This window comes from Pseudomonas sp. SDO524_S393 (assembly GCF_054071875.1).
The window spans coordinates 32,931-53,761 of sequence record NZ_JBSVVZ010000043.1; the positions used below are offsets into that span (position 1 = coordinate 32,931).

The window sequence follows — 20,831 nt, forward strand, 5'->3', positions numbered from 1 at the left end:
CTTGCTCGCGAATGCGGTATATCAGTTAAGTGTCTATTCACTGACACACCGTATTCGCGAGCAAGCCCGCTCCCACATGGCTCTTCAGCGTGACACCTGTCCTTCTCTACCAGACAACTCTGGCATAACACTTGCTCTTGCCTTTCCGTAGATCTATGAATCCCCGAATAGTGACGGATTATTGGCATGGCGAAGAGCGACGACGCAGCAAAAGCACCCGCGGGCAAGGGCAAGCTCAAGCTTATCCTGTTGATTGTGTTGGGCCTTATCCTGGCCATCGGCGCCTCGGTCGGTGGTACCTGGTACATCATGCACAGCAGTGCAAGCAAACCGGCACCTGCCGCCGAAACCGCCACTAACGTCAAGCAACCGGCTATCTTCGAGCCGATGCTGCCGGCCTTTGTCGCCAACTTCACTCAGAACGGTCGCCAACGCTACTTGCAGGTGAGCATCACCTTGCTGGCGCGTAACCAGTCGGACCTGGATGCCCTCAAGGTGCACATGCCGGTGATCCGCAACAATCTGGTCATGCTGTTTTCCGGACAAAGCTTCGACAGCCTGGCCACCCCGGTGGGCCAGGAAATGCTGCGCCAGAAGGTCACTGCCAGCGTGCAGGAAGTGGCCCAGAAAGAGCTCGGCAAAGTCGTGGTCGAACAGGCGCTCTTCACTAACTTCGTATTGCAGTAGGATCACGACATGGCCGTGCAAGACCTGCTGTCCCAGGATGAAATCGACGCACTGCTGCATGGTGTCGACGATGGTCTGGTACAGACCGAAATGGCTGCCGAACCCGGCAGTGTCAAAAGTTATGACCTCACCAGTCAGGATCGCATCGTCCGTGGACGCATGCCGACCCTGGAAATGATCAACGAGCGTTTCGCCCGCTACACCCGTATCAGCATGTTCAACATGCTGCGCCGCTCGGCGGACGTGGCGGTGGGCGGCGTGCAGGTGATGAAGTTCGGTGAATACGTGCACTCGCTGTACGTGCCTACCAGCCTCAACCTGGTCAAGATCAAGCCCCTGCGCGGCACCGCGTTGTTCATCCTCGACGCCAAGCTGGTGTTCAAGCTGGTGGACAACTTCTTCGGCGGCGATGGCCGTCACGCCAAGATCGAAGGCCGCGAATTCACCCCCACCGAACTGCGGGTCGTGCGCATGGTGCTGGAACAGGCCTTCATCGACTTGAAGGAAGCCTGGCAGGCGATCATGGAGGTCAATTTCGAGTACATCAACTCGGAAGTGAACCCGGCCATGGCCAACATCGTCGGCCCCAGCGAAGCCATCGTGGTCTCCACCTTCCATATCGAACTCGATGGTGGTGGCGGCGACCTGCACGTGACCATGCCGTACTCGATGATCGAGCCGGTGCGCGAAATGCTCGACGCCGGTTTCCAGTCGGACCTGGACGACCAGGACGAGCGCTGGGTCAAGGCCCTGCGCGAAGACCTGCTGGACGTCGACGTCCCCCTGAGCGCCACGGTGGCCCGTCGCCAATTGCGCCTGCGCGATATCTTGCACATGCAGCCGGGGGATGTGATCCCGGTCGAACTGCCGGAAGAGCTGATCATGCGCGCCAACGGCGTGCCGTCGTTCAAGGTCAAGCTGGGTTCCCACAAGGGCAACCTGGCGTTGCAGGTGGTCGAGCCGATCAACCGACGCTAGTCACACCGCTTGATGCCACCCTATTTATGAATGTTTGCTTCGCCGAGGACATGTAATGGCTACCGAACACGAAAACACTTCCGCTGAAGACCAGGCCCTGGCTGACGAGTGGGCAGCGGCGCTGGAAGAGACCGGCGACGCCAGCCAGGACGATATCGACGCACTGCTGGCTGCCGATGCAGCCACCGCGCCAGTGGGCAACCGCCTGGCGATGGAAGAATTCGGCAGCGTGCCGAAGAACAACGACCCGGTGAGCCTCGATGGCCCTAACCTGGACGTGATCCTGGATATTCCGGTGTCCATTTCCATGGAAGTGGGCAGCACCGAAATCAACATTCGCAACCTGCTGCAGCTCAACCAGGGGTCGGTGATCGAGCTGGATCGCCTGGCCGGTGAGCCGTTGGACGTGCTGGTCAACGGCACCCTGATTGCCCACGGCGAAGTGGTGGTGGTCAACGAGAAGTTCGGCATCCGCCTGACTGACGTGATCAGCCCCAGCGAACGCATCAAGAAGTTGCGCTGATATGCGGCGCTTGATGGTAGGACTGTTGGTCGCACTGCCATTGGACGTATTGGCGGCGGAACCGGTGGCCCAGGCGGCGGCCGCAGCGGCGCCGAGCGGCAGCGGCATCGGTGGGCAACTGACTCAGTTGGTGCTGGGGTTGTTGCTGGTGGTGGGCCTGATCTTCGTGCTGGCCTGGCTGATGCGTCGCGTGCAGCGGGTTGGCCCGGGTAATGGCCAGGTGATCGAAATGATCGGCGCCCGTGCCCTCGGCCCGCGTGACCGGCTGGTGCTGGTGCAGGTGGGCGAGGAGCAGATCCTGCTGGGCATCACCCCAGGCCGCATCACGCCGCTGCATGTGCTCAAGACCCCGGTGGAAGTGGCCCAGTCCCAGGCCGCCACGCCGGAATTCGCCCAGCGCCTGATGGAGTTGCTGGGCAAGGATCAGAAGGATAAGAAGTAATGCGCGTTTTATTGACGCTCATGCTGTTGCTGGCGGCGCCGCTGGCGTTCGGCGCCGACCCGCTGTCGATCCCGGCGATCACCCTGGGCACCAACGCGCAGGGCGCCCAGGAGTATTCGGTCAGCCTGCAGATCCTGCTGATCATGACCGCGCTGAGTTTTATCCCGGCGTTCGTCATGCTGATGACCAGCTTCACGCGGATCATCATTGTGTTCTCGATCCTGCGTCAGGCCCTGGGCCTGCAACAGACGCCGTCGAACCAGATCCTCACCGGCATGGCGCTGTTTCTGACCCTGTTCATCATGGCGCCGGTGTTCGACAAGGTGAACCAGCAAGCCCTGCAACCCTACCTGGCGGAAAAAATCACCGCCCAGGAAGCCATCGACAAAGCCCAGGGCCCGGTCAAGGATTTCATGCTGTCGCAGACCCGCTCCAGCGACCTCGAGCTGTTCATGCGCCTGTCCAAGCGCACCGACATCGCCACGCCGGACCAGGCACCGTTGACCATTCTGGTTCCGGCGTTCGTCACCTCCGAGCTGAAAACTGCGTTTCAGATCGGCTTCATGATCTTCATCCCGTTCCTGATCATCGACCTGGTGGTGGCCAGTGTGCTGATGGCCATGGGGATGATGATGCTGTCGCCGCTGATCATTTCATTGCCGTTCAAGATCATGCTGTTTGTGCTGGTGGATGGCTGGGCGCTGATTATCGGCACCCTGGCCAGCAGTTTCGGCGGGGTATAGCGCGATGACACCAGAAGTTGCGGTCGACCTGTTCCGTGAAGCGTTGTGGCTGACCACCATGATGGTGGCCGTGCTGGTGGTGCCCAGCCTGTTGGTGGGCCTGCTGGTGGCGATGTTCCAGGCCGCGACCCAGATCAACGAACAGACCCTGAGCTTTCTGCCGCGCCTGCTGGTGATGCTGGTCACGCTGATCGTGGCCGGCCCCTGGCTGGTGCAGACTTTCATGGAATACATCCTGCAGTTGTACGGCAGTATTCCGCAGTTGATCGGCTGACCCGATGCAATCCGTGCTCGCATTGACCGACACCCAGATCAGTACCTGGGTGGCGTCCTTCATCCTGCCGATGTTTCGTGTCACGGCGGTGCTGATGACCATGCCGGTATTCGGTACCACCCTGGTGCCGCGGCGTATCCGCCTGTATTTCGCATTTGCCATCACGGTGGTGATCGTGCCCGGATTGCCGCCCATGCCGCCGGTGAACGCCCTGGACCTCAGCGCACTGATGCTGATTGCCGAACAGATCCTGATCGGCGCGCTGCTGGGCTTTTCCCTCACGTTGTTTTTCCAGGCGTTCGTGATCGCCGGGCAAATCATTTCGATCCAGATGGGCATGGGCTTCGCGTCCATGGTCGATCCCACCAACGGCGTGTCGGTGGCGGTGATTGGGCAGTTCCTGACCATGTTGGTGACCTTGCTGTTCCTGTCGATGAACGGCCACCTGGTGATGTTCGAGGTGCTGACCGAGAGCTTTACCACCCTGCCGGTAGGCTCCGGGTTGGTGGTCAACCATTTCTGGGAGCTGGTCGGGCGCCTCAGTTGGGTGCTCGGCGCTTCGTTGCTGCTGGTGTTGCCGGCGATCACCGCGCTGCTGGTAGTCAACATTGCCTTTGGCGTGATGACCCGCGCGGCGCCGCAACTGAACATCTTCTCCATCGGTTTCCCCCTGACCCTCGTATTGGGCATGGGGATTCTCTGGGTCAGCCTGGCTGACATTCTCAATCAGTATCAACCGCTGGCGACCGACGCCTTGCAGTTTTTGCGTGATCTGGCACGGGCGCGCTGAGCCATGGCCGAGAGCGAGAGTGGTCAGGACAAAACAGAAGACCCCACGGAGAAACGCAAAAAGGACTCCAGGGAAAAGGGCGAGATCGCGCGTTCCAAAGAGCTCAATACCGTTGCGGTGATGCTGGCCGGTGCCGGTGCCTTGCTGATTTACGGTGGCGGCCTCGCGCTGGACCTGATGGAGCTGATGAAGCACAACTTCGCCTTGCCCCGTGACGTGCTGCTCAACCCGGGCACCATGGGCCAGTACCTGATGCACTCGGGCAAGATCGCCATTCTGGCGGTGCAACCGATCCTGATTCCCCTGTTGCTGGCCGCCCTGATCGGACCGGTGTCCCTTGGCGGCTGGTTGTTCGCAGCCGGCAGCATGGCGCCCAAATTCAGCCGCCTGAACCCGGGGGCGGGGCTCAAGCGGATGTTTTCCGCCAAGGCGCTGGTGGAGCTGCTCAAGGCGCTGGCCAAGTTCATCCTGGTGCTGTTCGTGGCGCTGATGGTGTTGTCGTCGGACATCGACGACCTGTTGCGCATCGCCCATGAGCCGCTGGAGTCGGCGATCATTCACAGCGTGCAGCTGGTGGGCTGGAGCTCGCTGTGGATGGCGGCCGGGCTGATCATCATCGCGGCGGTGGATGCACCGATCCAGCTATGGGAAAGCCACAAGAAACTGCTGATGACCAAGCAGGAAGTGCGCGACGAACACAAGGACCAGGAAGGTCGCCCCGAGGTCAAGCAGCGCATTCGCCAGCTCCAGCGAGAAATGTCCCAGCGCAAGATGATGGCCTCGGTGCCCGACGCCGATGTGGTCATCACCAACCCGACCCACTACGCCGTGGCCCTCAAGTACGACCCGGAAAAGGGTGGGGCGCCGATGCTGCTGGCCAAGGGCGCCGACTTCACCGCGCTGAAAATCCGCGAAATCGCCGTGGCCAACGACATCCTGCTGCTGGAGTCGCCGGCGCTGGCGCGGTCGATCTACTACTCCACCGACCTGGACCAGGAAATCCCCGCCGGTCTGTACCTGGCCGTGGCCCAGGTGCTGGCATATGTCTATCAGATCCGCCAATACCGTGCAGGCAAGGGCAAGCGCCCGGATCCGCTCAAAGACCTGCCGATCCCGCCTGACCTGCGCCGCGATTCCTGAGGATTTTTGACGCCTTTGCGCGCTGTCAAATTGACACCGTGCCATTTATCCGAAAGTCCCTGAGACCTGTCAACTTTGACAGTAGCCAGCATTGCCCGCCCGCGATTCCATGGCGCTATGGACTGCGCAGAAGTGGTTAAAAGATGCAGGGGAATGCTGGATGGAAGTTGTGACGGGCACGGTCAGCTGTTATTGCCGGGCAACCGGCAAGGGCTGGATTGCACTGGATAATGGGGAAGACTGCGTGCAAGTGGATCTCATCAGCTCGCGCGGGATCTGGCTCAGAAAGGGCCTGCGAGTGCGACTGGGGAGAATCAACCGCCGCGAGGGTGTGTTTGCGGTCAACATCACGCTTATCTAGCGGCGGCTGTGTCGCCGTCTTCGCAGGCAAAGCTCCCACAAGCGGCGCGATGTCCCTGGTGGCAGCGTTCTTCCAGCCACTGCCAATCCCCTGTGGGAGTTGTCGAGCCCCGGCGAGGCTACGAAGGCGGTGGGTCAGGCAGCCTCGTTGTCAGCTGTGCCGCCCCGGAAACAAGGGGTTCCGATCTGAAGAGCAAAAGTTGGAAGGCTTCTTGCAATAGCGCCTCCAGGACGCCTCTCGGCGTCAAAAGTTTGCTTCAAGGACACGAGGAATACCGGTGGAACGTTCTCAAATGCTCAGCACGGCCCGTGGCACCCTGACTGACCTCTCGCGGGGCAATCTGGGTGTGCCGCTGTTGTTGCTGGTCATGCTGGCAATGATGATGTTGCCGATGCCGCCGTTCCTGCTGGACGTATTCTTCACGTTCAACATTGCCCTGTCTGTCGTGGTGCTGCTGGTGTGTGTGTACGCCCTGCGGCCGCTGGACTTTGCGGTATTCCCCACGATCCTTCTGGTGGCGACCCTGCTGCGTCTGGCGCTGAACGTGGCGTCCACCCGCGTGGTCATGCTCCACGGCCAGGACGGCCACGCCGCCGCCGGCAAGGTGATCCAGGCCTTCGGTGAGGTGGTGATCGGCGGCAACTACGTGGTCGGTATCGTGGTGTTCGCCATCCTGATGATCATCAACTTCGTCGTGGTGACCAAGGGTGCCGGGCGGATCTCCGAGGTGAGCGCGCGGTTTACCCTCGATGCGATGCCCGGCAAGCAGATGGCAATCGACGCCGACCTCAACGCTGGCCTTATCGACCAGAACCAGGCCAAGGCCCGTCGCGCGGAAGTGGCCCAGGAAGCCGAGTTCTACGGTTCCATGGACGGTGCCAGCAAATTCGTGCGCGGTGACGCCATTGCCGGTCTGTTGATTCTGTTCATCAACCTGATCGGCGGCATGGCGGTCGGTATCTTCCAGCACGGCATGACCTTCGGCGATGCGGGCAAGGTGTACGCCTTGCTGACCATCGGTGACGGTTTAGTGGCGCAATTGCCATCACTGTTGTTATCGACAGCGGCGGCGATCATGGTGACCCGTGCTTCGGGCTCCGAAGACATGGGCAAGCAGATCAGCCGGCAGATGTTCGCATCGCCCAAGGCGCTGGCCGTCGCCGCCGGCATCATGGCAATCATGGGCATCGTGCCGGGCATGCCCCACGTATCGTTCCTCACCATGGCCGCGTTGGCCGGCGGCGCCGCTTACCTGTTCTGGAAGAAGCAGCACGCGATCAAGGTCAAGGCCATGCAAGAGGTTGCGCGCCAGCAGGAACTGCTGCCGTCGCCGGCCCGCGCCCAGGAAACCAAGGAGTTGGGCTGGGACGACGTAACCCCGATCGACATGATCGGTCTGGAAGTGGGCTATCGCCTGATTCCGCTGGTGGACCGCAACCAGGGCGGCCAATTGCTCGCGAGGATCAAGGGGGTGCGCAAGAAATTGTCGCAGGACCTGGGCTTCCTGATGCCCACCGTGCACATTCGCGACAACCTCGACCTGGCCCCCAGCGCCTATCGCCTGACCCTGATGGGGGTGATCCTGGCCGAAGCCGAGATCTACCCGGACCGCGAGCTGGCGATCAACCCGGGCCAGGTGTTCGGCAGCCTGAACGGCATTACCGCCAAAGATCCGGCTTTTGGCCTGGACGCGGTCTGGATCGAAATCAGCCAGCGCAGCCAGGCGCAGTCCCTGGGTTACACCGTGGTGGACGCCAGTACCGTGGTGGCCACGCACCTCAACCAGATTCTCTACAAGCACTCCCACGAGCTGATCGGCCACGAGGAAGTCCAGCAATTGATGGGCTTGCTCGGCAAAGCCTCGCCAAAACTCGCCGAAGAGCTGGTGCCGGGCGTGCTCACGCTGTCGCAGTTGCTCAAGGTGCTGCAAGCCTTGCTGGCCGAACAGGTGCCGGTACGCGACATTCGCAGCATTGCTGAGGCCATCGCCAACAATGCCGCCAAGAGTCAAGATACTGCCGCTCTGGTGGCGGCGGTGCGTGTCGGCTTGTCCCGCGCAATCGTGCAAAGCATTGTAGGGCTTGACTCCGAGCTGCCTGTGATCACCCTGGAACCCAGGTTGGAACAAATATTGCTCAATAGTATCCAGAAGGCAGGACAAGGCCAGGAAGAGGGCGTTCTGCTGGAGCCAAGCATGGCCGAGAAGCTGCAGCGTTCGTTGATCGACGCCGCGCAACGCCAGGAAATGCAGGGCCAACCGGTGATTCTGCTGGTGGCGGGCCCCGTCCGGGCGATGTTGTCGCGGTTTGGGCGTCTGGCAGTACCGAATTTGCACGTTTTGGCTTATCAGGAAATTCCTGACAACAAGCAAGTGACTATCGTCGCGACAGTAGGGCCCAACGGCTGAGGGTAGTGGGTTATGCAAGTTAAGCGTTTTTTCGCCGCCGATATGCGCCAGGCCATGAAACTGGTGCGTGATGAGCTGGGCGCTGATGCCGCGATCATCGGTAACCGTCGTATTGCCGGCGGTGTGGAGCTGACGGCTGCCCTGGATTACACCCCCCAGGCCCTGGCGCCGCGTGTGCCGAACATGGAACTCGAAGACGAGTTGCGCAAGACCGCTTCGCGCATCGTTTCGGCCCAGGCCGAGTTGAGCATGCGTGGCGACAGCGACGCGACCACCAATCGCCAGCTGTTCGCCGGCCTGCCGCTGACTGCTGCCGAGCCGCTGGTGGAACCGACTTTCAAAGAGCCGCCGCGTCCCGCCGCGCCTGCCCCCGCGCCGACGGTGGACCCGCGTGTGTTCGACTCGATGCGCTTTGAACTCAACGGCCTGCGCGAGCTGCTGGAAGTGCAACTGGGCTCGCTGGCCTGGACCCAATTGCAAGGCAGCAAACCGCAACAGGCCAACCTGTGGCGCCGCCTGCAACGCATCGGCTTGTCCGGCCCGTTGTCCCGCGACCTGCTGGCGCTGACCACCGAAATCGAAGAGCCCCGCCAGGCCTGGCGCATGCTGCTGGCCCATCTGGCGCGGATGATCGTCACCCCGGAAATCGAACCCCTCGAAGAGGGCGGCGTGATCGCCATGGTCGGCCCGGCCGGCATGGGCAAGACCACCACCCTGGCCAAGCTGGCCGCCCGTTATGTGCTCAAGTACGGCGCGCAGAATATCGCGCTGGTGAGCATGGACAGCTACCGTATCGGTGCGCAGGAACAGCTCAAGACCCTGGGGCGCATTCTCAATGTGCCGGTGACCCATGTCGACCCGGGCCAGTCCCTGGCCAATGCCCTCGACCCGCTGCTGCGCAAGCGCGTGGTGCTGATCGACACCGCCGGCCTGCAAGCCAGCGATCCGGCATTGCGCATGCAACTGGAAAGCCTGGCCGGGCGTGGCATCAAGTCGAAAAATTACCTGGTGCTTGCAACCACCAGTCAAAAACAGGTACTTACCGCTGCTTATCACAGCTACAAGCGTTGCGGCCTGGCCGGTTGCATCCTCACCAAGCTCGATGAAACCGCGAGCCTGGGCGAGGTGTTGAGCCTGGCCATCAGCCATGAACTACCGGTCGCCTACCTGACCGACGGGCCGCGGATCCCGGATGATCTGCATCTGCCGCGCCGTCATCAGTTGGTCAGCCGTGCCGTCAGCGTACAAATGCAAGATGAGCCTAGCGAGGAAGCGATGGCCGACATGTTCGCTGATCTGTACCACAGCCCGGCCAAACGGGTGGGCTGAGCACTATGAACACAGTGCAATGTATCTACATCGATGGTCTGCAAGCGATTCACGCGGCCAAGCCATGTAGCCTGCGTCTAAGCAAGACAAGGTAAAGAAATAAAATGGGCAGCATGCATCCCGTACAGGTGATCGCGGTGACCGGCGGCAAAGGTGGCGTCGGGAAAACTAACGTGTCAGTGAATTTGTCCCTGGCGCTGGCAGAGCTTGGCCGTCGCGTCATGCTGCTGGACGCTGACCTGGGGCTGGCGAACGTCGACGTTCTGCTGGGACTGACGCCCAAACACACCCTTGCCGATGTGATCGAAGGGCGCTGCGAGCTGCGCGATGTGCTGCTCCAGGGCCCAGGCGGCATTCGTATCGTGCCGGCGGCCTCCGGCACCCAGAGCATGGTGCACCTGAGTCCGGCGCAGCATGCCGGCCTGATCCAGGCGTTCAGCGATATCGGTGACAACCTGGATGTGCTGGTGATCGACACCGCTGCCGGGATCGGCGAGTCCGTGGTCAGCTTCGTGCGCGCCGCCCAGGAAGTGTTGCTGGTGGTGTGCGATGAGCCCACTTCGATCACCGACGCCTACGCCCTGATCAAACTGCTCAACCGTGACTACGGCATGAACCGCTTCCGTGTGCTCGCCAACATGGCCCAGAGCCCGCAGGAAGGTCGCAACCTGTTCGCCAAATTGACCAAGGTCACGGACCGCTTTCTCGATGTCGCCCTACAATACGTCGGCGCTGTGCCCTACGACGAGTGTGTGCGCAAGGCTGTGCAGAAGCAGCGTGCAGTCTACGAAGCGTTTCCCCGCTCCAAGTGCGCGCTGGCGTTCAAGGCGATTGCCCAGAAGGTCGATACCTGGCCGTTGCCTGCCAACCCGCGCGGGCATCTGGAGTTTTTCGTCGAGCGATTGGTGCATCAGACGAGCGCAGGACCCGTGCTATGACAGCGACTGGCTACAACGCGTACAAGAAGTCTGCCCGTGACAGCCAAGGCGAGTTGATCGAGCGCTATGCGCCGCTGGTCAAGCGTATCGCCTACCACTTGCTGGCGCGCCTGCCTGCCAGCGTCCAGGTCGAAGACCTGATCCAGGCGGGCATGATCGGCCTGCTCGAAGTGTCGACCAAATACGACGCGAGCAAGGGTGCGAGTTTCGAGACCTATGCGGGTATTCGCATCCGTGGCGCGATGCTCGATGAAGTGCGCAAGGGCGATTGGGCGCCGCGTTCGGTGCACCGCAATACGCGCATGGTCAGTGATGCAATTCGCGCAATTGAAGCAAAAACCGGCCGTGACGCTAAAGATCATGAAGTTGCTGCCGAACTCCAATTGAGTCTCGACGATTACTACGGGATTTTGAACGATACCTTGGGCAGCCGCCTGTTCAGTTTCGACGACCTGTTGCAGGACGGCGAACACGAAGGGCTGCACGAGGACGGCGCGAGTGCTCATCTTGAGCCGTCGCGCGACCTTGAAGACGAACGCTTCCAGGGCGCGCTGGCGGACGCGATTGCCAATTTGCCGGAGCGTGAGCGGCTGGTGTTGGCGCTGTACTACGACGAAGAGCTGAACCTCAAGGAAATCGGTGAGGTCCTGGGGGTCAGCGAATCGCGGGTCAGCCAGTTGCATAGCCAGTGCGCCGCCCGTTTGCGGGGGCGTCTGGGAGAGTGGCGAGCGCGCTGACAGGCAGTGTTGGGGAGCACTGCAGACGAGGCCGTGAGGGGCGTTGACCTTTGCGGAACCGACCCGTGGTGCCACCGGCAGTCCTTTTTGTGTAATGCCTGTTGATTGAAATGGCGCGTCCAGGTGCTGGGCGCGTTTAAGACTGCTTGGAGGTCGAATTGGACAAGAACATGAAAATCCTCATCGTTGATGACTTTTCAACGATGCGGCGGATCATAAAAAACCTGTTGCGTGACCTGGGGTTCACAAACACGGTCGAGGCGGATGACGGCATTACGGCGATTCCGATCCTCAACAGCGGGAGCATCGACTTTCTGGTAACCGACTGGAACATGCCAGGCATGACCGGCATCGATCTGCTGCGCCACGTGCGCGCCGACGAAAAACTGCGCAGCCTTCCCGTGCTGATGGTGACCGCCGAAGCCAAGCGTGAACAGATCATCGAAGCCGCCCAGGCCGGGGTAAACGGTTACGTGGTCAAACCATTCACCGCATTGGCGCTGAAAGAGAAGATCGAAAAAATCTTCGAACGCATCGGTAACTGATGCTGCCACGGGGGAGCTATGGAGCATAACGAAACGTCACAGGGAGACTTCGAGTCGACCCTGAAAAAACATGCTCACCAGTTGGTCGAGAGCCTTGAAAAAGGTCAGTTCGGCGATGCGGTGCAGTTGATCCATGAGCTCAACCAGACCCGTGACCGTGGCCTGTACCAGGAAGTGGGCAAGCTCACGCGCGAGCTGCACAGTGCGATCGTCAATTTCCACATTGACCCGCACATGCCCCAGGCTGAAGAGATTTCGCAGATTACCGATGCCACCGAGCGCCTGTCCTATGTGGTCAGGCTGACCGAGGCGGCGGCCAATCGCACCATGGACCTGGTGGAAAACGCCACGCCCCTGGTCAGCGGCATGGCCAGCGAAGCCCAGGCCCTCAGCGCTGACTGGGGCCGCTTCATGCGCCGCGAAGTCGGGGCGGAAGAGTTCCGCGAGTTGGCCCGTCGGATTGAAGCGTTCCTGTCACGCAGCGAGCAGGAAAACCGTACGGTTTCCAGCAACCTCAATGACATTCTGCTGGCCCAGGATTACCAGGACCTCACCGGTCAGGTGATCAAGCGCGTGACCCAACTGGTCACCGAAGTGGAAAGCAACTTGCTCAAATTGGTGCTCATGGCCGGCCAGGTCGACCGTTTCGCGGGGATCGAACATGACCGCGCAGCGATCCTCTCGGAAAAAGATCCACAAAAACATCTCGCCAAGGGTGAAGGTCCGCAGATTCATGCCGATAAACGTGAAGACGTTGTATCGGGTCAGGATGATGTCGATGACCTGTTATCCAGTTTAGGCTTTTAGGTCCTGATAGCGGCAAATGACGGTCGCGCCGGGCCCCGCAAGGCGCAAGGCTAGGCATGAGGAGAGAGGTTTGGTTTTTCCAAATGAACGACGAATAACGACGGCTTGCGCCTTGCGGGGCCCGGCCCTCCGGGTTGGAGCTGTGAGCGCGCCATGCTGCGTTGCGGAACTTGGCAAGGAAACAACCCTTGCCCGCGTTCCGCGCCTTGCCTGGCCCGCTCACAGCTCCAACGCGATCCGTCATTTGCCGCTATCAGGACCTAAAGGAGCACCCACATGAGCTTCGGCGCCGATGAAGAGATCCTTCAGGATTTCCTGGTAGAGGCCGGCGAAATTTTGGAGCAGTTGTCCGAGCAACTGGTCGAGCTGGAAAGCCGACCGGATGATGCGAACCTGCTCAATGCAATTTTTCGCGGTTTTCACACTGTAAAAGGGGGCGCCGGCTTCCTCCAGCTCCATGAGCTGGTGGAGTGCTGCCACATCGCCGAGAACGTGTTCGACATCCTGCGCAAGGGTGAGCGTCACGTCGACTCGGAATTGATGGACGTAATTCTCGAAGCGCTGGACGCCGTCAATGGCATGTTCGGCCAAGTGCGCGAACGCGCGCCGATTACTCCCGCCACCCCGGAACTGCTGGCCGCCCTGGCGCGCTACGCCGAACCGGCCGATCCGTCGGCGGCGCCGGTGGCTGAAGCGGCGCCCGAGCCTGTGGCCGCGCCTGAGCCGGATGTGACCGACAGCGAGTTCGAACAACTGCTCAACTCCCTCAGTGCGGTCAAGGCCGAAGCTGAAGCGCCGGCGGCGCCGGTGGCTGCGCCCGCCAGCGAAGATATCACCGACGCCGAGTTCGAATCCCTGCTTGATCAATTGCACGGCAAAGGCCAATTCGCCGCCGATGCAGTGGCACCGGCTGCGGTGGAACCGCCGGCGCCTGCCGCCACGGCGAGCACCGACATTACCGACGACGAATTCGAAGCCTTGCTGGACCAGTTGCACGGCAAAGGCACCTTTGCGGCCGATGCACTGCCGGCGGTCGCTGCCACGGCGGCGGCACCGGCTGCTGCGCCGGCAGCGCCTGCGGACGATGGCCTGATCAGTGATCAGGAGTTCGAGTCCCTGCTGGATGAGCTGCACGGCAAGGGCAAGTTCTCTGAAGTCGCTCCGGCCGCCGCCGTGGCGACGGCGGCACCGGTGGCGGCCAAAGCCGCTGCGCCAGCGGCCAAGCCCGCACCGGCCCCTGCCGCAGCAGCGGCTCCAGCCCGCGCCGCGCCGGCACCGGTGGCCGAAAAACCGGTCAGCGAAGCCGAAACCACCGTGCGGGTCGATACCGCGCGACTGGACGACATCATGAACATGGTCGGCGAACTGGTGCTGGTGCGTAACCGCCTGGTGCGCCTGGGCCTGAGCAGCGCCGATGAGGCGATGCAAAAAGCCGTGTCGAACCTCGACGTGGTCACCGCCGACCTGCAAACCGCGGTGATGAAGACGCGGATGCAGCCGATCAAGAAAGTCTTCGGTCGTTTCCCGCGCCTGGTTCGCGACCTGGCGCGCCAGCTCAAGAAAGAAATCAACCTGGAACTGGTGGGTGAAGAAACCGACCTCGACAAAAACCTTGTCGAGGCCCTGGCCGACCCGCTGGTCCACTTGGTGCGCAACGCGGTCGACCACGGTGTCGAAACCCCGGAAGAACGCGAAGCCGCCGGCAAGTCCCGCAACGGCAAAGTGGTATTGGCGGCCGAGCAAGAGGGCGACCATATCCTGTTGTCGATCACCGATGACGGCAAGGGCATGGACCCGACCATCCTGCGTAACATCGCGGTCAAGCGTGGTGTGATGGACAAGGATGCCGCCGACCGTCTTACCGACACCGAGTGCTACAACCTGATCTTCGCTCCGGGCTTCTCGACCAAGACCGAGATTTCCGACGTGTCCGGCCGTGGCGTGGGCATGGACGTGGTGAAGACCAAGATCAGCCAGCTCAACGGCTCGATCAACATTTACTCGACCAAGGGCCAGGGCTCGAAGATCGTCATCAAGGTGCCGTTGACCCTGGCGATCATGCCGACCCTGATGGTGATGCTGGGCAACCAGGCGTTCGCCTTCCCGCTGGTCAACGTCAACGAGATCTTCCACCTCGACCTGTCGCGCACCAACGTGGTGGACGGCCAGGAGGTGGTGATCGTGCGCGACAAGGCATTGCCTCTGTTCTACCTCAAGCGCTGGCTGGTGGCATCGGCCAAGCATGAAGAGCAGCGCGAAGGCCATGTGGTGATTCTCTCCGTGGGCACCCAGCGCATCGGCTTTGTCGTCGACCAGTTGGTGGGCCAGGAAGAGGTGGTCATCAAGCCTTTGGGCAAAATGCTGCAGGGAACCCCGGGCATGTCGGGTGCGACCATTACCGGTGACGGTCGGATCGCGCTGATTCTCGATGTTCCGAGCATGCTCAAGCGTTACGCCGCTCGGCGTATTTGATTCTGGTGGGGCAGGGCAGTAGTGCCTGCCCCGCCTAACGGAGTGTTTATGGCAGTCAAGGTCCTGGTGGTGGACGATTCGGGTTTCTTCCGCCGCCGCGTCTCGGAAATTCTTTCCGCCGATCCAAGCATCCAGGTGGTCGGCACGGCCACCAACGGCAAAGAGGCGATCGATCAAGCCATTGCGTTGAAGCCGGACGTGATCACCATGGACTACGAGATGCCGATGATGGACGGCATCACGGCGGTGCGGCACATCATGCAGCGCTGCCCGACTCCGGTGTTGATGTTCTCCTCGCTGACCCACGAAGGCGCTCGGGTGACCCTCGATGCGCTGGACGCCGGTGCGGTGGACTTCCTGCCGAAGAATTTCGAAGACATCTCGCGCAATCCCGAGAAGGTCAAGCAACTGCTGTGCGAGAAAGTACACAGCATTTCCCGCAGCAACCGTCGCAGCCTGTTCAGTACGCCCGCGCCGACGCCGGCTGCCGTTGCGGCACCGGCCCCTGCACCGGCCTCATCGTTCGGTCGTCCCGCGCCAGCGCCTGCGCCGGCTGCACGCCCAGCGCCGGCGCCAGTGCGCGCCGCAGCGCCCGCTGCTCATTCGCCCGCGCCCAAGCGCAAGGCCTACAAGCTGGTCGCCATCGGCACTTCCACCGGCGGCCCGGTAGCCCTGCAACGGGTGCTGACCCAATTGCCGGCCAACTTCCCGGCGCCGATCGTGCTGGTGCAGCACATGCCCGCCGCGTTCACCAAGGCCTTTGCCGAGCGCCTGGACAAGCTGTGCCGCATCAGCGTCAAGGAAGCCGAAGACGGCGACATCTTGCGTCCGGGCCTGGCGCTGCTGGCGCCGGGTGGCAAGCAGATGATGGTGGACGGTCGCGGCGCGGTGAAAATCCTGCCGGGTGACGAGCGCCTGAACTACAAGCCGTGCGTGGACATCACCTTCGGTTCTGCGGCCAAGTCCTACGGTGACAAAGTTCTGGCGGTGGTGCTCACCGGCATGGGGGCCGATGGTCGTGAAGGCGCGCGCCTGCTCAAGCAGGGCGGCAGCGCCATCTGGGCCCAGGACGAAGCCAGCTGCGTGATCTATGGCATGCCCATGGCCATCGTCAAGGCTGACTTGGCCGATGCGGTCTACAGCCTGGACGATATCGGCAAGCATCTGGTGGAGGCCTGTCTCTGATGGATGTGTTAAGCCTGATCGGCATCATCATGGCGTTTGTCGCGATCATCGGCGGCAACTACCTCGAAGGCGGCCATCTCGGTGCGCTGGCCAACGGCCCGGCGGCGCTGATCGTGATCGGCGGTACCGTGGGCGCCGCGCTGCTGCAATCGCCATTGAGCTCGTTCAAGCGCGCGATGCAGATTCTGGTGTGGATCATCTTCCCCCCGCGCGTCGACCTGCCGGGTGGCATCGACCGCGTGGTCAACTGGAGCCTCACCGCGCGCAAGGAAGGCCTGCTGGGCCTGGAAGGCGTGGCGGATGCCGAACCTGACAGCTACGCACGCAAAGGCTTGCAATTGCTGGTGGACGGCGCCGAGCCGGAAGCGATCCGCAGCATCCTGGAAGTGGATTTCTACACCCAGGAAAGTCGCGACATCAACGCGGCCAAGGTGTTTGAGAGCATGGGCGGCTACGCGCCGACCATCGGCATCATCGGTGCGGTGATGGGCCTGATCCATGTAATGGGCAACCTGGCGGATCCGTCGCAACTGGGCAGCGGCATCGCCGTGGCCTTCGTCGCCACCATCTACGGTGTGGCCAGCGCCAACCTGGTATTGCTGCCGGTGGCCAGCAAACTCAAATCGATTGCCCTGCGCCAGTCGCGTTACCGTGAAATGCTGCTTGAAGGCATCCTCTCGATCGCCGAGGGCGAGAACCCGCGCTCCATCGAATTGAAGCTTCAGGGCTTCATGGACTGATGGGAGGGATGAATTGTGAGCCGTCGCCGCCGCGAGCCTGAAGAGCACGTCAATCACGAACGCTGGCTGGTGTCCTATGCGGACTTCATCACCTTGCTGTTCGCGTTTTTCGTGGTGATGTACTCGATCTCGTCGATCAACGAAGGCAAGTACAAGGTCATTTCCCAGGCGCTGATCGGCGTGTTCAACGACGCAGACCGCGCCCTCAAGCCGATTCCCATCGGTGAGGAACGGCCCAAGACCGTGACCCCGGCCAAGCCGCTGGTCAACGACAGCGATGAAACCGCTGCCGGCGTGGCCGGTAGCAGCGACCCGCTGAAAAGCATCGCCGATGACATCAGTGCGGCGTTCGGCGACCTGATCAGTTCCAACCAGATGACCGTACGCGGCAATGAGTTGTGGGTGGAGATCGAGCTCAATTCCAGCCTGCTGTTCGCCAGTGCCGACGCCATGCCCAGCGACCAGGCGTTCACCATCATCGACAAGGTTGCGGCGATCCTGCGGCCGTTTGAAAACCCGATTCATGTGGAAGGCTTTACCGACAATTTCCCGATCAGCACGGCGCAGTACCCGACCAACTGGGAGCTGTCGTCGGCGCGGGCGGCGAGTATCGTACGGATGCTCGCGATGCAGGGTGTGAACCCGCAGCGCCTGGCATCGGTGGGGTATGGCGAGTTCCAGCCGGTGGCCAACAATGCCACGGTCGAAGGGCGCGCGCGCAACCGCCGGGTGGTGCTGGTGGTATCGCGCAACCTGGATGTACGTCGCAGCCTGACCGGCACCGGTACCGCCAATGCCACACCGGATGCGGCGTTGAAGCGGGCTGGCACACAAACTGCACCGCCTGCTGCAAAGCCGCCGGTTCGTCAGGGTACCGTCAATTCTCCGTCACCGGCTCAATAACCCCATGCCATGTCTCGGTCGCGCCTGTGCCTGCCGGGAGGAACCAACCGAATGAGAGTCTGGGCAGTTGCCAATCAAAAAGGTGGAGTCGGCAAGACCACCTCTTCCATCGCCCTGGCCGGCTTGCTGGCCGAGGCGGGCAAGCGTGTGGTCGTGGTGGACCTGGATCCCCACGGCTCCATGACCAGCTATTTCGGCTACGATCCGGATGCGCTGGAACATAGCTGCTATGACCTGTTTCTGCACAAGGGCAGCGTGCCGGCCGACTTGCCCGGGCAACTGCTGTTGCCCACCAGCAATGACAGTATTTCCCTGCTGCCTTCCAGTACCGCCCTGGCGACCCTGGAGCGCCAGTCGCCCGGCCAGAACGGCCTGGGCCTGGTGATCGCCAAGACGCTGGCGCAGCTGTGGCAGGATTTCGACTACGCCATCATCGACAGCCCGCCGTTGCTGGGCGTGCTGATGGTCAACGCCCTGGCGGCCAGCCAGCAACTGGTGATCCCGGTGCAGACCGAGCACCTGGCGGTCAAGGGCCTGGAACGCATGGTCAGCACCCTGGCGATGATCAACCGCTCGCGCAAACAGCCGTTGGCGTTCAGCATCGTGCCGACCCTGTTCGACCGCCGTACCCAGGCTTCCCTCGGTACCCTGCGCGTGCTGCGCGATGCGTACCCGGACACCATCTGGCAAGGCTACATTCCAGTGGACACGCGCCTGCGTGACGCCAGCCGCGCAGGCTTGGTGCCGTCGCAGTTCGACGGCAAAAGCCGGGGTGTGCAGGCTTACCGCGCCTTGCTCAAACACCTGCTGTCCCAGCAGCTTGTGGCGCAGGTGGCCTGATGAGCCGACCCACCGAACTCAAGACCCGGCCGCAACTGGCGCTGGAGTCCTACCTGGACGCCTTGCTGCAGGATGCGACCGAAGAAGCCTTGCCCGAGCCGATCCTGGTACTGGAGCCGGCCGCCGAACCGCACAGCACGCTGGATGAGTTCCAGCTGGCGGTGCTGGAAGAGCAGGCCCGTGATGCCCGGGTGACGCCCGTCGCCGCCGTCGTGGTACCGATCGCGCCGGTCATCGAAGCGCCGGTTGCCCCGGTGGTGATCGCGCCGGTGGTCGAAGTGCACCTGCCGCCGAGCAACCCGCCGCCGCCGCTCAGTGGTGACGATCGCCCATCGTGGGCCGCCGAGCCGTTCGAATGCCTGTTGTTCGACGTTGCCGGCTTGACCCTGGCCGTGCCGCTGGTATGCCTGGGCTCGATCTATTCGCTGGAAGGCCAGGAGTTGACACCACTGTTCGGACAGCCGGAATGGTTCCTCGGCATCCTGCCCAGCCAGGCCGGCAACCTCAAGGTGCTGGACACCGCGCGCTGGGTGATGCCCGACCGCTACCGCGATGACTTTCGCCAGGGCCTGCAATACGTGATCTCGGTGCAAGGCTACGAGTGGGGGTTGGCGGTGCACCAAGTCAGCCGCTCATTGCGCCTGGACCCGAACGAAATCAAATGGCGCAGCCACCGTGGCCAACGCCCGTGGCTGGCCGGTACCGTGATCGAACACATGTGCGCCTTGCTCGACGTCGCCGAACTGGCCGAGCTGATCGCCAGCGGCGCCGTCAAATCGATGCCGCTCAACAAACGCAGTTGATTGAACAATAAGGGCCGCATGCGAGTGCGGCCGATGAAGCACACACGCCGTACGTAACGGCATTTGAAGGGGAAGGGTCAGAGATATGAACAAGTCAGCGTCCGCACAAGGATCAGATGATCCGATCCTGCAATGGGTAACCTTCAAGCTGGACAATGAGTCCTACGGCATCAACGTGATGCGCGTGCAGGAAGTGTTGCGCTATACCGAGATCGCGCCGGTACCGGGAGCGCCGAGCTACGTGCTGGGCATCATCAACCTGCGCGGCAACGTGGTGACGGTCATCGACACCCGCCAGCGCTTTGGCCTGGTGCCGACCGAAGTCAACGACAACACCCGTATCGTCATCATCGAGGCCGACAAGCAAGTGGTCGGGATCATGGTCGACAGCGTGGCGGAAGTGGTTTACCTGCGCCAATCGGAAGTGGAAACCGCACCGAACGTGGGTAACGAGGAATCGGCCAAGTTCATTCAGGGCGTCTGCAACAAGAACGGCGAGCTGCTGATTCTGGTTGAGCTGGACAAGATGATGAGCGAAGAAGAATGGTCGGAACTGGAGAGCATCTGATTGTTCTTTGAGGCGGCGGTGATTGTCCTGGCCCTGTTGTGGGCCGGGACACTGGCATTTGTGCTGCGTTACATGCGCCAGCAGCGTGAGTCGGCCCTGCAACAGGCCGAGCGTGATGCCGTGCGTGACCGGCGCATTCTGGAGTTGGTCAAGCGCGTTGATCATTACCAGCAGAGTGCGGTGAAGGTGGGGGACGAGGTGCACGAACTGCGTGCGATCCTCGGGCCGTTGCCGGACAAGTTGGCACAGCTGGAGCAGCGTGATCCTACCAGTCTGTCGTTTGCCCAGGCGGCGAAGTTGGTGGGGATGGGGGCTACGGTGGATGAGCTGACTCAGTCGTGTGGGTTGACGCAGGCTGAGGCGCAGTTGATGAGTAAGCTGCACAAAAGCTGACCGAGTGTTGGGTACATATCCGTTATTTAGGTAACGGCCAATTGGGGTTCCGCTCTTACAGCGGGTCACGGATTCAAGCCTGCGTTCGGCCAGCGTGTTTGACGGGGCGCCCAAGATCAAGATCAAAAGCAGATCAAGAGCAGATCAAAAGCAGATCAAAAGCAGATCAAAAGCAGATCAAAAGCAGATCAAAAGCAGATCAAAAGCAGATCAAAAGCAGATCAAA

The 20,831-nt window shown here is 61.7% G+C and carries 23 protein-coding genes; all 23 read left to right on the top strand.

The features are described from left to right. The first annotated feature begins 186 nt into the window (after positions 1-186). Entirely contained in the window at positions 187-687 is a 501-nt protein-coding gene (fliL, locus tag ACW9IB_RS18910; protein WP_457366066.1) for a flagellar basal body-associated protein FliL, read from the top strand. Between the two features lie 9 nt (positions 688-696). Further along, positions 697-1,665 carry a flagellar motor switch protein FliM gene (gene fliM, locus ACW9IB_RS18915; RefSeq protein ID WP_105523143.1) on the top strand — a complete coding sequence of 323 codons (969 nt, stop codon included), beginning with the start codon at positions 697-699 and terminating at the stop codon, positions 1,663-1,665. A gap of 55 nt (positions 1,666-1,720) precedes the next feature. Beyond that, positions 1,721-2,188, top strand: coding sequence for a flagellar motor switch protein FliN (gene fliN / locus ACW9IB_RS18920; RefSeq protein WP_457366065.1), 468 nt, complete (start codon positions 1,721-1,723; stop codon positions 2,186-2,188). A gap of 1 nt (position 2,189) precedes the next feature. After that, positions 2,190-2,630: a flagellar biosynthetic protein FliO gene (fliO, locus tag ACW9IB_RS18925; protein ID WP_457366064.1), complete on the top strand. Its 441-nt coding sequence runs from the start codon at positions 2,190-2,192 to the stop codon at positions 2,628-2,630. After that, entirely contained in the window at positions 2,630-3,373 is a 744-nt protein-coding gene (fliP, locus tag ACW9IB_RS18930) for a flagellar type III secretion system pore protein FliP (protein WP_457366063.1), read from the top strand. Before fliO ends, fliP begins: the two co-directional genes overlap by 1 nt. Positions 3,374-3,377: 4 nt before the next feature. Further along, complete coding sequence (gene fliQ / locus ACW9IB_RS18935) at positions 3,378-3,647, top strand: flagellar biosynthesis protein FliQ (protein ID WP_003175300.1); 270 nt, start codon at positions 3,378-3,380, stop codon at positions 3,645-3,647. Positions 3,648-3,651: 4 nt separating this feature from the next. Further along, positions 3,652-4,437 carry a flagellar biosynthetic protein FliR gene (gene fliR / locus ACW9IB_RS18940; protein ID WP_457366062.1) on the top strand — a complete coding sequence of 262 codons (786 nt, stop codon included), beginning with the start codon at positions 3,652-3,654 and terminating at the stop codon, positions 4,435-4,437. Between the two features lie 3 nt (positions 4,438-4,440). Continuing rightward, positions 4,441-5,577, top strand: a complete 1,137-nt coding sequence (flhB, locus tag ACW9IB_RS18945; protein ID WP_457366061.1) for a flagellar biosynthesis protein FlhB — start codon at positions 4,441-4,443, stop codon at positions 5,575-5,577. A 160-nt stretch (positions 5,578-5,737) separates the two neighbouring features. Continuing rightward, positions 5,738-5,938 (top strand): cold-shock protein, encoded by a 201-nt coding sequence (locus ACW9IB_RS18950; RefSeq protein ID WP_457414884.1) that lies wholly within the window; start codon positions 5,738-5,740, stop codon positions 5,936-5,938. Positions 5,939-6,230: 292 nt separating this feature from the next. After that, positions 6,231-8,345, top strand: coding sequence for a flagellar biosynthesis protein FlhA (gene flhA, locus ACW9IB_RS18955; protein ID WP_457366122.1), 2,115 nt, complete (start codon positions 6,231-6,233; stop codon positions 8,343-8,345). A gap of 12 nt (positions 8,346-8,357) precedes the next feature. After that, positions 8,358-9,674, top strand: coding sequence for a flagellar biosynthesis protein FlhF (gene flhF / locus ACW9IB_RS18960; protein ID WP_457414885.1), 1,317 nt, complete (start codon positions 8,358-8,360; stop codon positions 9,672-9,674). A gap of 104 nt (positions 9,675-9,778) precedes the next feature. Beyond that, positions 9,779-10,612, top strand: coding sequence for a flagellar synthesis regulator FleN (gene fleN, locus ACW9IB_RS18965; protein ID WP_003192912.1), 834 nt, complete (start codon positions 9,779-9,781; stop codon positions 10,610-10,612). Further along, the gene (fliA, locus tag ACW9IB_RS18970) at positions 10,609-11,349 is read left to right on the top strand and encodes an RNA polymerase sigma factor FliA (protein WP_135292003.1); all 741 of its coding nucleotides are present in this window, start codon (positions 10,609-10,611) and stop codon (positions 11,347-11,349) included. Before fleN ends, fliA begins: the two co-directional genes overlap by 4 nt. Positions 11,350-11,519: 170 nt before the next feature. Next, positions 11,520-11,894 (top strand): chemotaxis response regulator CheY, encoded by a 375-nt coding sequence (locus ACW9IB_RS18975; RefSeq protein ID WP_457366058.1) that lies wholly within the window; start codon positions 11,520-11,522, stop codon positions 11,892-11,894. Positions 11,895-11,912: 18 nt separating this feature from the next. Beyond that, positions 11,913-12,701 carry a protein phosphatase CheZ gene (locus ACW9IB_RS18980; protein ID WP_457366057.1) on the top strand — a complete coding sequence of 263 codons (789 nt, stop codon included), beginning with the start codon at positions 11,913-11,915 and terminating at the stop codon, positions 12,699-12,701. Between the two features lie 276 nt (positions 12,702-12,977). Further along, entirely contained in the window at positions 12,978-15,173 is a 2,196-nt protein-coding gene (locus ACW9IB_RS18985) for a chemotaxis protein CheA (protein ID WP_457414887.1), read from the top strand. 48 nt (positions 15,174-15,221) lie between these two features. Continuing rightward, complete coding sequence (locus tag ACW9IB_RS18990) at positions 15,222-16,358, top strand: protein-glutamate methylesterase/protein-glutamine glutaminase (RefSeq protein ID WP_457414888.1); 1,137 nt, start codon at positions 15,222-15,224, stop codon at positions 16,356-16,358. Continuing rightward, a complete protein-coding gene (locus tag ACW9IB_RS18995) occupies positions 16,358-17,098 on the top strand; it encodes a flagellar motor protein (protein WP_025855889.1) in 741 nt (246 codons plus the stop codon). Before ACW9IB_RS18990 ends, ACW9IB_RS18995 begins: the two co-directional genes overlap by 1 nt. A 15-nt stretch (positions 17,099-17,113) precedes the next feature. Then, positions 17,114-18,001: a flagellar motor protein MotD gene (gene motD / locus ACW9IB_RS19000; RefSeq protein ID WP_457366054.1), complete on the top strand. Its 888-nt coding sequence runs from the start codon at positions 17,114-17,116 to the stop codon at positions 17,999-18,001. Positions 18,002-18,052: 51 nt separating this feature from the next. Further along, complete coding sequence (locus ACW9IB_RS19005; protein WP_457366053.1) at positions 18,053-18,841, top strand: ParA family protein; 789 nt, start codon at positions 18,053-18,055, stop codon at positions 18,839-18,841. Next, positions 18,841-19,644: a CheW domain-containing protein gene (locus tag ACW9IB_RS19010; protein ID WP_457414890.1), complete on the top strand. Its 804-nt coding sequence runs from the start codon at positions 18,841-18,843 to the stop codon at positions 19,642-19,644. The genes ACW9IB_RS19005 and ACW9IB_RS19010 overlap by 1 nt, the downstream gene beginning before the upstream one ends. An 85-nt stretch (positions 19,645-19,729) precedes the next feature. Further along, entirely contained in the window at positions 19,730-20,212 is a 483-nt protein-coding gene (locus tag ACW9IB_RS19015; protein WP_105694886.1) for a chemotaxis protein CheW, read from the top strand. Beyond that, a complete protein-coding gene (locus ACW9IB_RS19020; RefSeq protein ID WP_457366051.1) occupies positions 20,213-20,605 on the top strand; it encodes a DUF2802 domain-containing protein in 393 nt (130 codons plus the stop codon). The last annotated feature ends 226 nt before the right edge of the window (positions 20,606-20,831 follow it).

Excerpts from the sequence above, each read along its gene's own strand:
- fliL (WP_457366066.1), top strand. The coding sequence starts at position 187 with ATGGCGAAGAGCGACGACGCAGCAAAAGCACCCGCGGGCAAGGGCAAG.
- fliM (WP_105523143.1), top strand. The coding sequence starts at position 697 with ATGGCCGTGCAAGACCTGCTGTCCCAGGATGAAATCGACGCACTGCTG.
- fliN (WP_457366065.1), top strand. The coding sequence starts at position 1,721 with ATGGCTACCGAACACGAAAACACTTCCGCTGAAGACCAGGCCCTGGCT.
- fliO (WP_457366064.1), top strand. The coding sequence starts at position 2,190 with ATGCGGCGCTTGATGGTAGGACTGTTGGTCGCACTGCCATTGGACGTA.
- fliP (WP_457366063.1), top strand. The coding sequence starts at position 2,630 with ATGCGCGTTTTATTGACGCTCATGCTGTTGCTGGCGGCGCCGCTGGCG.
- fliQ (WP_003175300.1), top strand. The coding sequence starts at position 3,378 with ATGACACCAGAAGTTGCGGTCGACCTGTTCCGTGAAGCGTTGTGGCTG.
- fliR (WP_457366062.1), top strand. The coding sequence starts at position 3,652 with ATGCAATCCGTGCTCGCATTGACCGACACCCAGATCAGTACCTGGGTG.
- flhB (WP_457366061.1), top strand. The coding sequence starts at position 4,441 with ATGGCCGAGAGCGAGAGTGGTCAGGACAAAACAGAAGACCCCACGGAG.
- ACW9IB_RS18950 (WP_457414884.1), top strand. The coding sequence starts at position 5,738 with ATGGAAGTTGTGACGGGCACGGTCAGCTGTTATTGCCGGGCAACCGGC.
- flhA (WP_457366122.1), top strand. The coding sequence starts at position 6,231 with ATGCTCAGCACGGCCCGTGGCACCCTGACTGACCTCTCGCGGGGCAAT.
- flhF (WP_457414885.1), top strand. The coding sequence starts at position 8,358 with ATGCAAGTTAAGCGTTTTTTCGCCGCCGATATGCGCCAGGCCATGAAA.
- fleN (WP_003192912.1), top strand. The coding sequence starts at position 9,779 with ATGGGCAGCATGCATCCCGTACAGGTGATCGCGGTGACCGGCGGCAAA.
- fliA (WP_135292003.1), top strand. The coding sequence starts at position 10,609 with ATGACAGCGACTGGCTACAACGCGTACAAGAAGTCTGCCCGTGACAGC.
- ACW9IB_RS18975 (WP_457366058.1), top strand. The coding sequence starts at position 11,520 with ATGAAAATCCTCATCGTTGATGACTTTTCAACGATGCGGCGGATCATA.
- ACW9IB_RS18980 (WP_457366057.1), top strand. The coding sequence starts at position 11,913 with ATGGAGCATAACGAAACGTCACAGGGAGACTTCGAGTCGACCCTGAAA.
- ACW9IB_RS18985 (WP_457414887.1), top strand. The coding sequence starts at position 12,978 with ATGAGCTTCGGCGCCGATGAAGAGATCCTTCAGGATTTCCTGGTAGAG.
- ACW9IB_RS18990 (WP_457414888.1), top strand. The coding sequence starts at position 15,222 with ATGGCAGTCAAGGTCCTGGTGGTGGACGATTCGGGTTTCTTCCGCCGC.
- ACW9IB_RS18995 (WP_025855889.1), top strand. The coding sequence starts at position 16,358 with ATGGATGTGTTAAGCCTGATCGGCATCATCATGGCGTTTGTCGCGATC.
- ACW9IB_RS19005 (WP_457366053.1), top strand. The coding sequence starts at position 18,053 with ATGAGAGTCTGGGCAGTTGCCAATCAAAAAGGTGGAGTCGGCAAGACC.
- ACW9IB_RS19010 (WP_457414890.1), top strand. The coding sequence starts at position 18,841 with ATGAGCCGACCCACCGAACTCAAGACCCGGCCGCAACTGGCGCTGGAG.
- ACW9IB_RS19015 (WP_105694886.1), top strand. The coding sequence starts at position 19,730 with ATGAACAAGTCAGCGTCCGCACAAGGATCAGATGATCCGATCCTGCAA.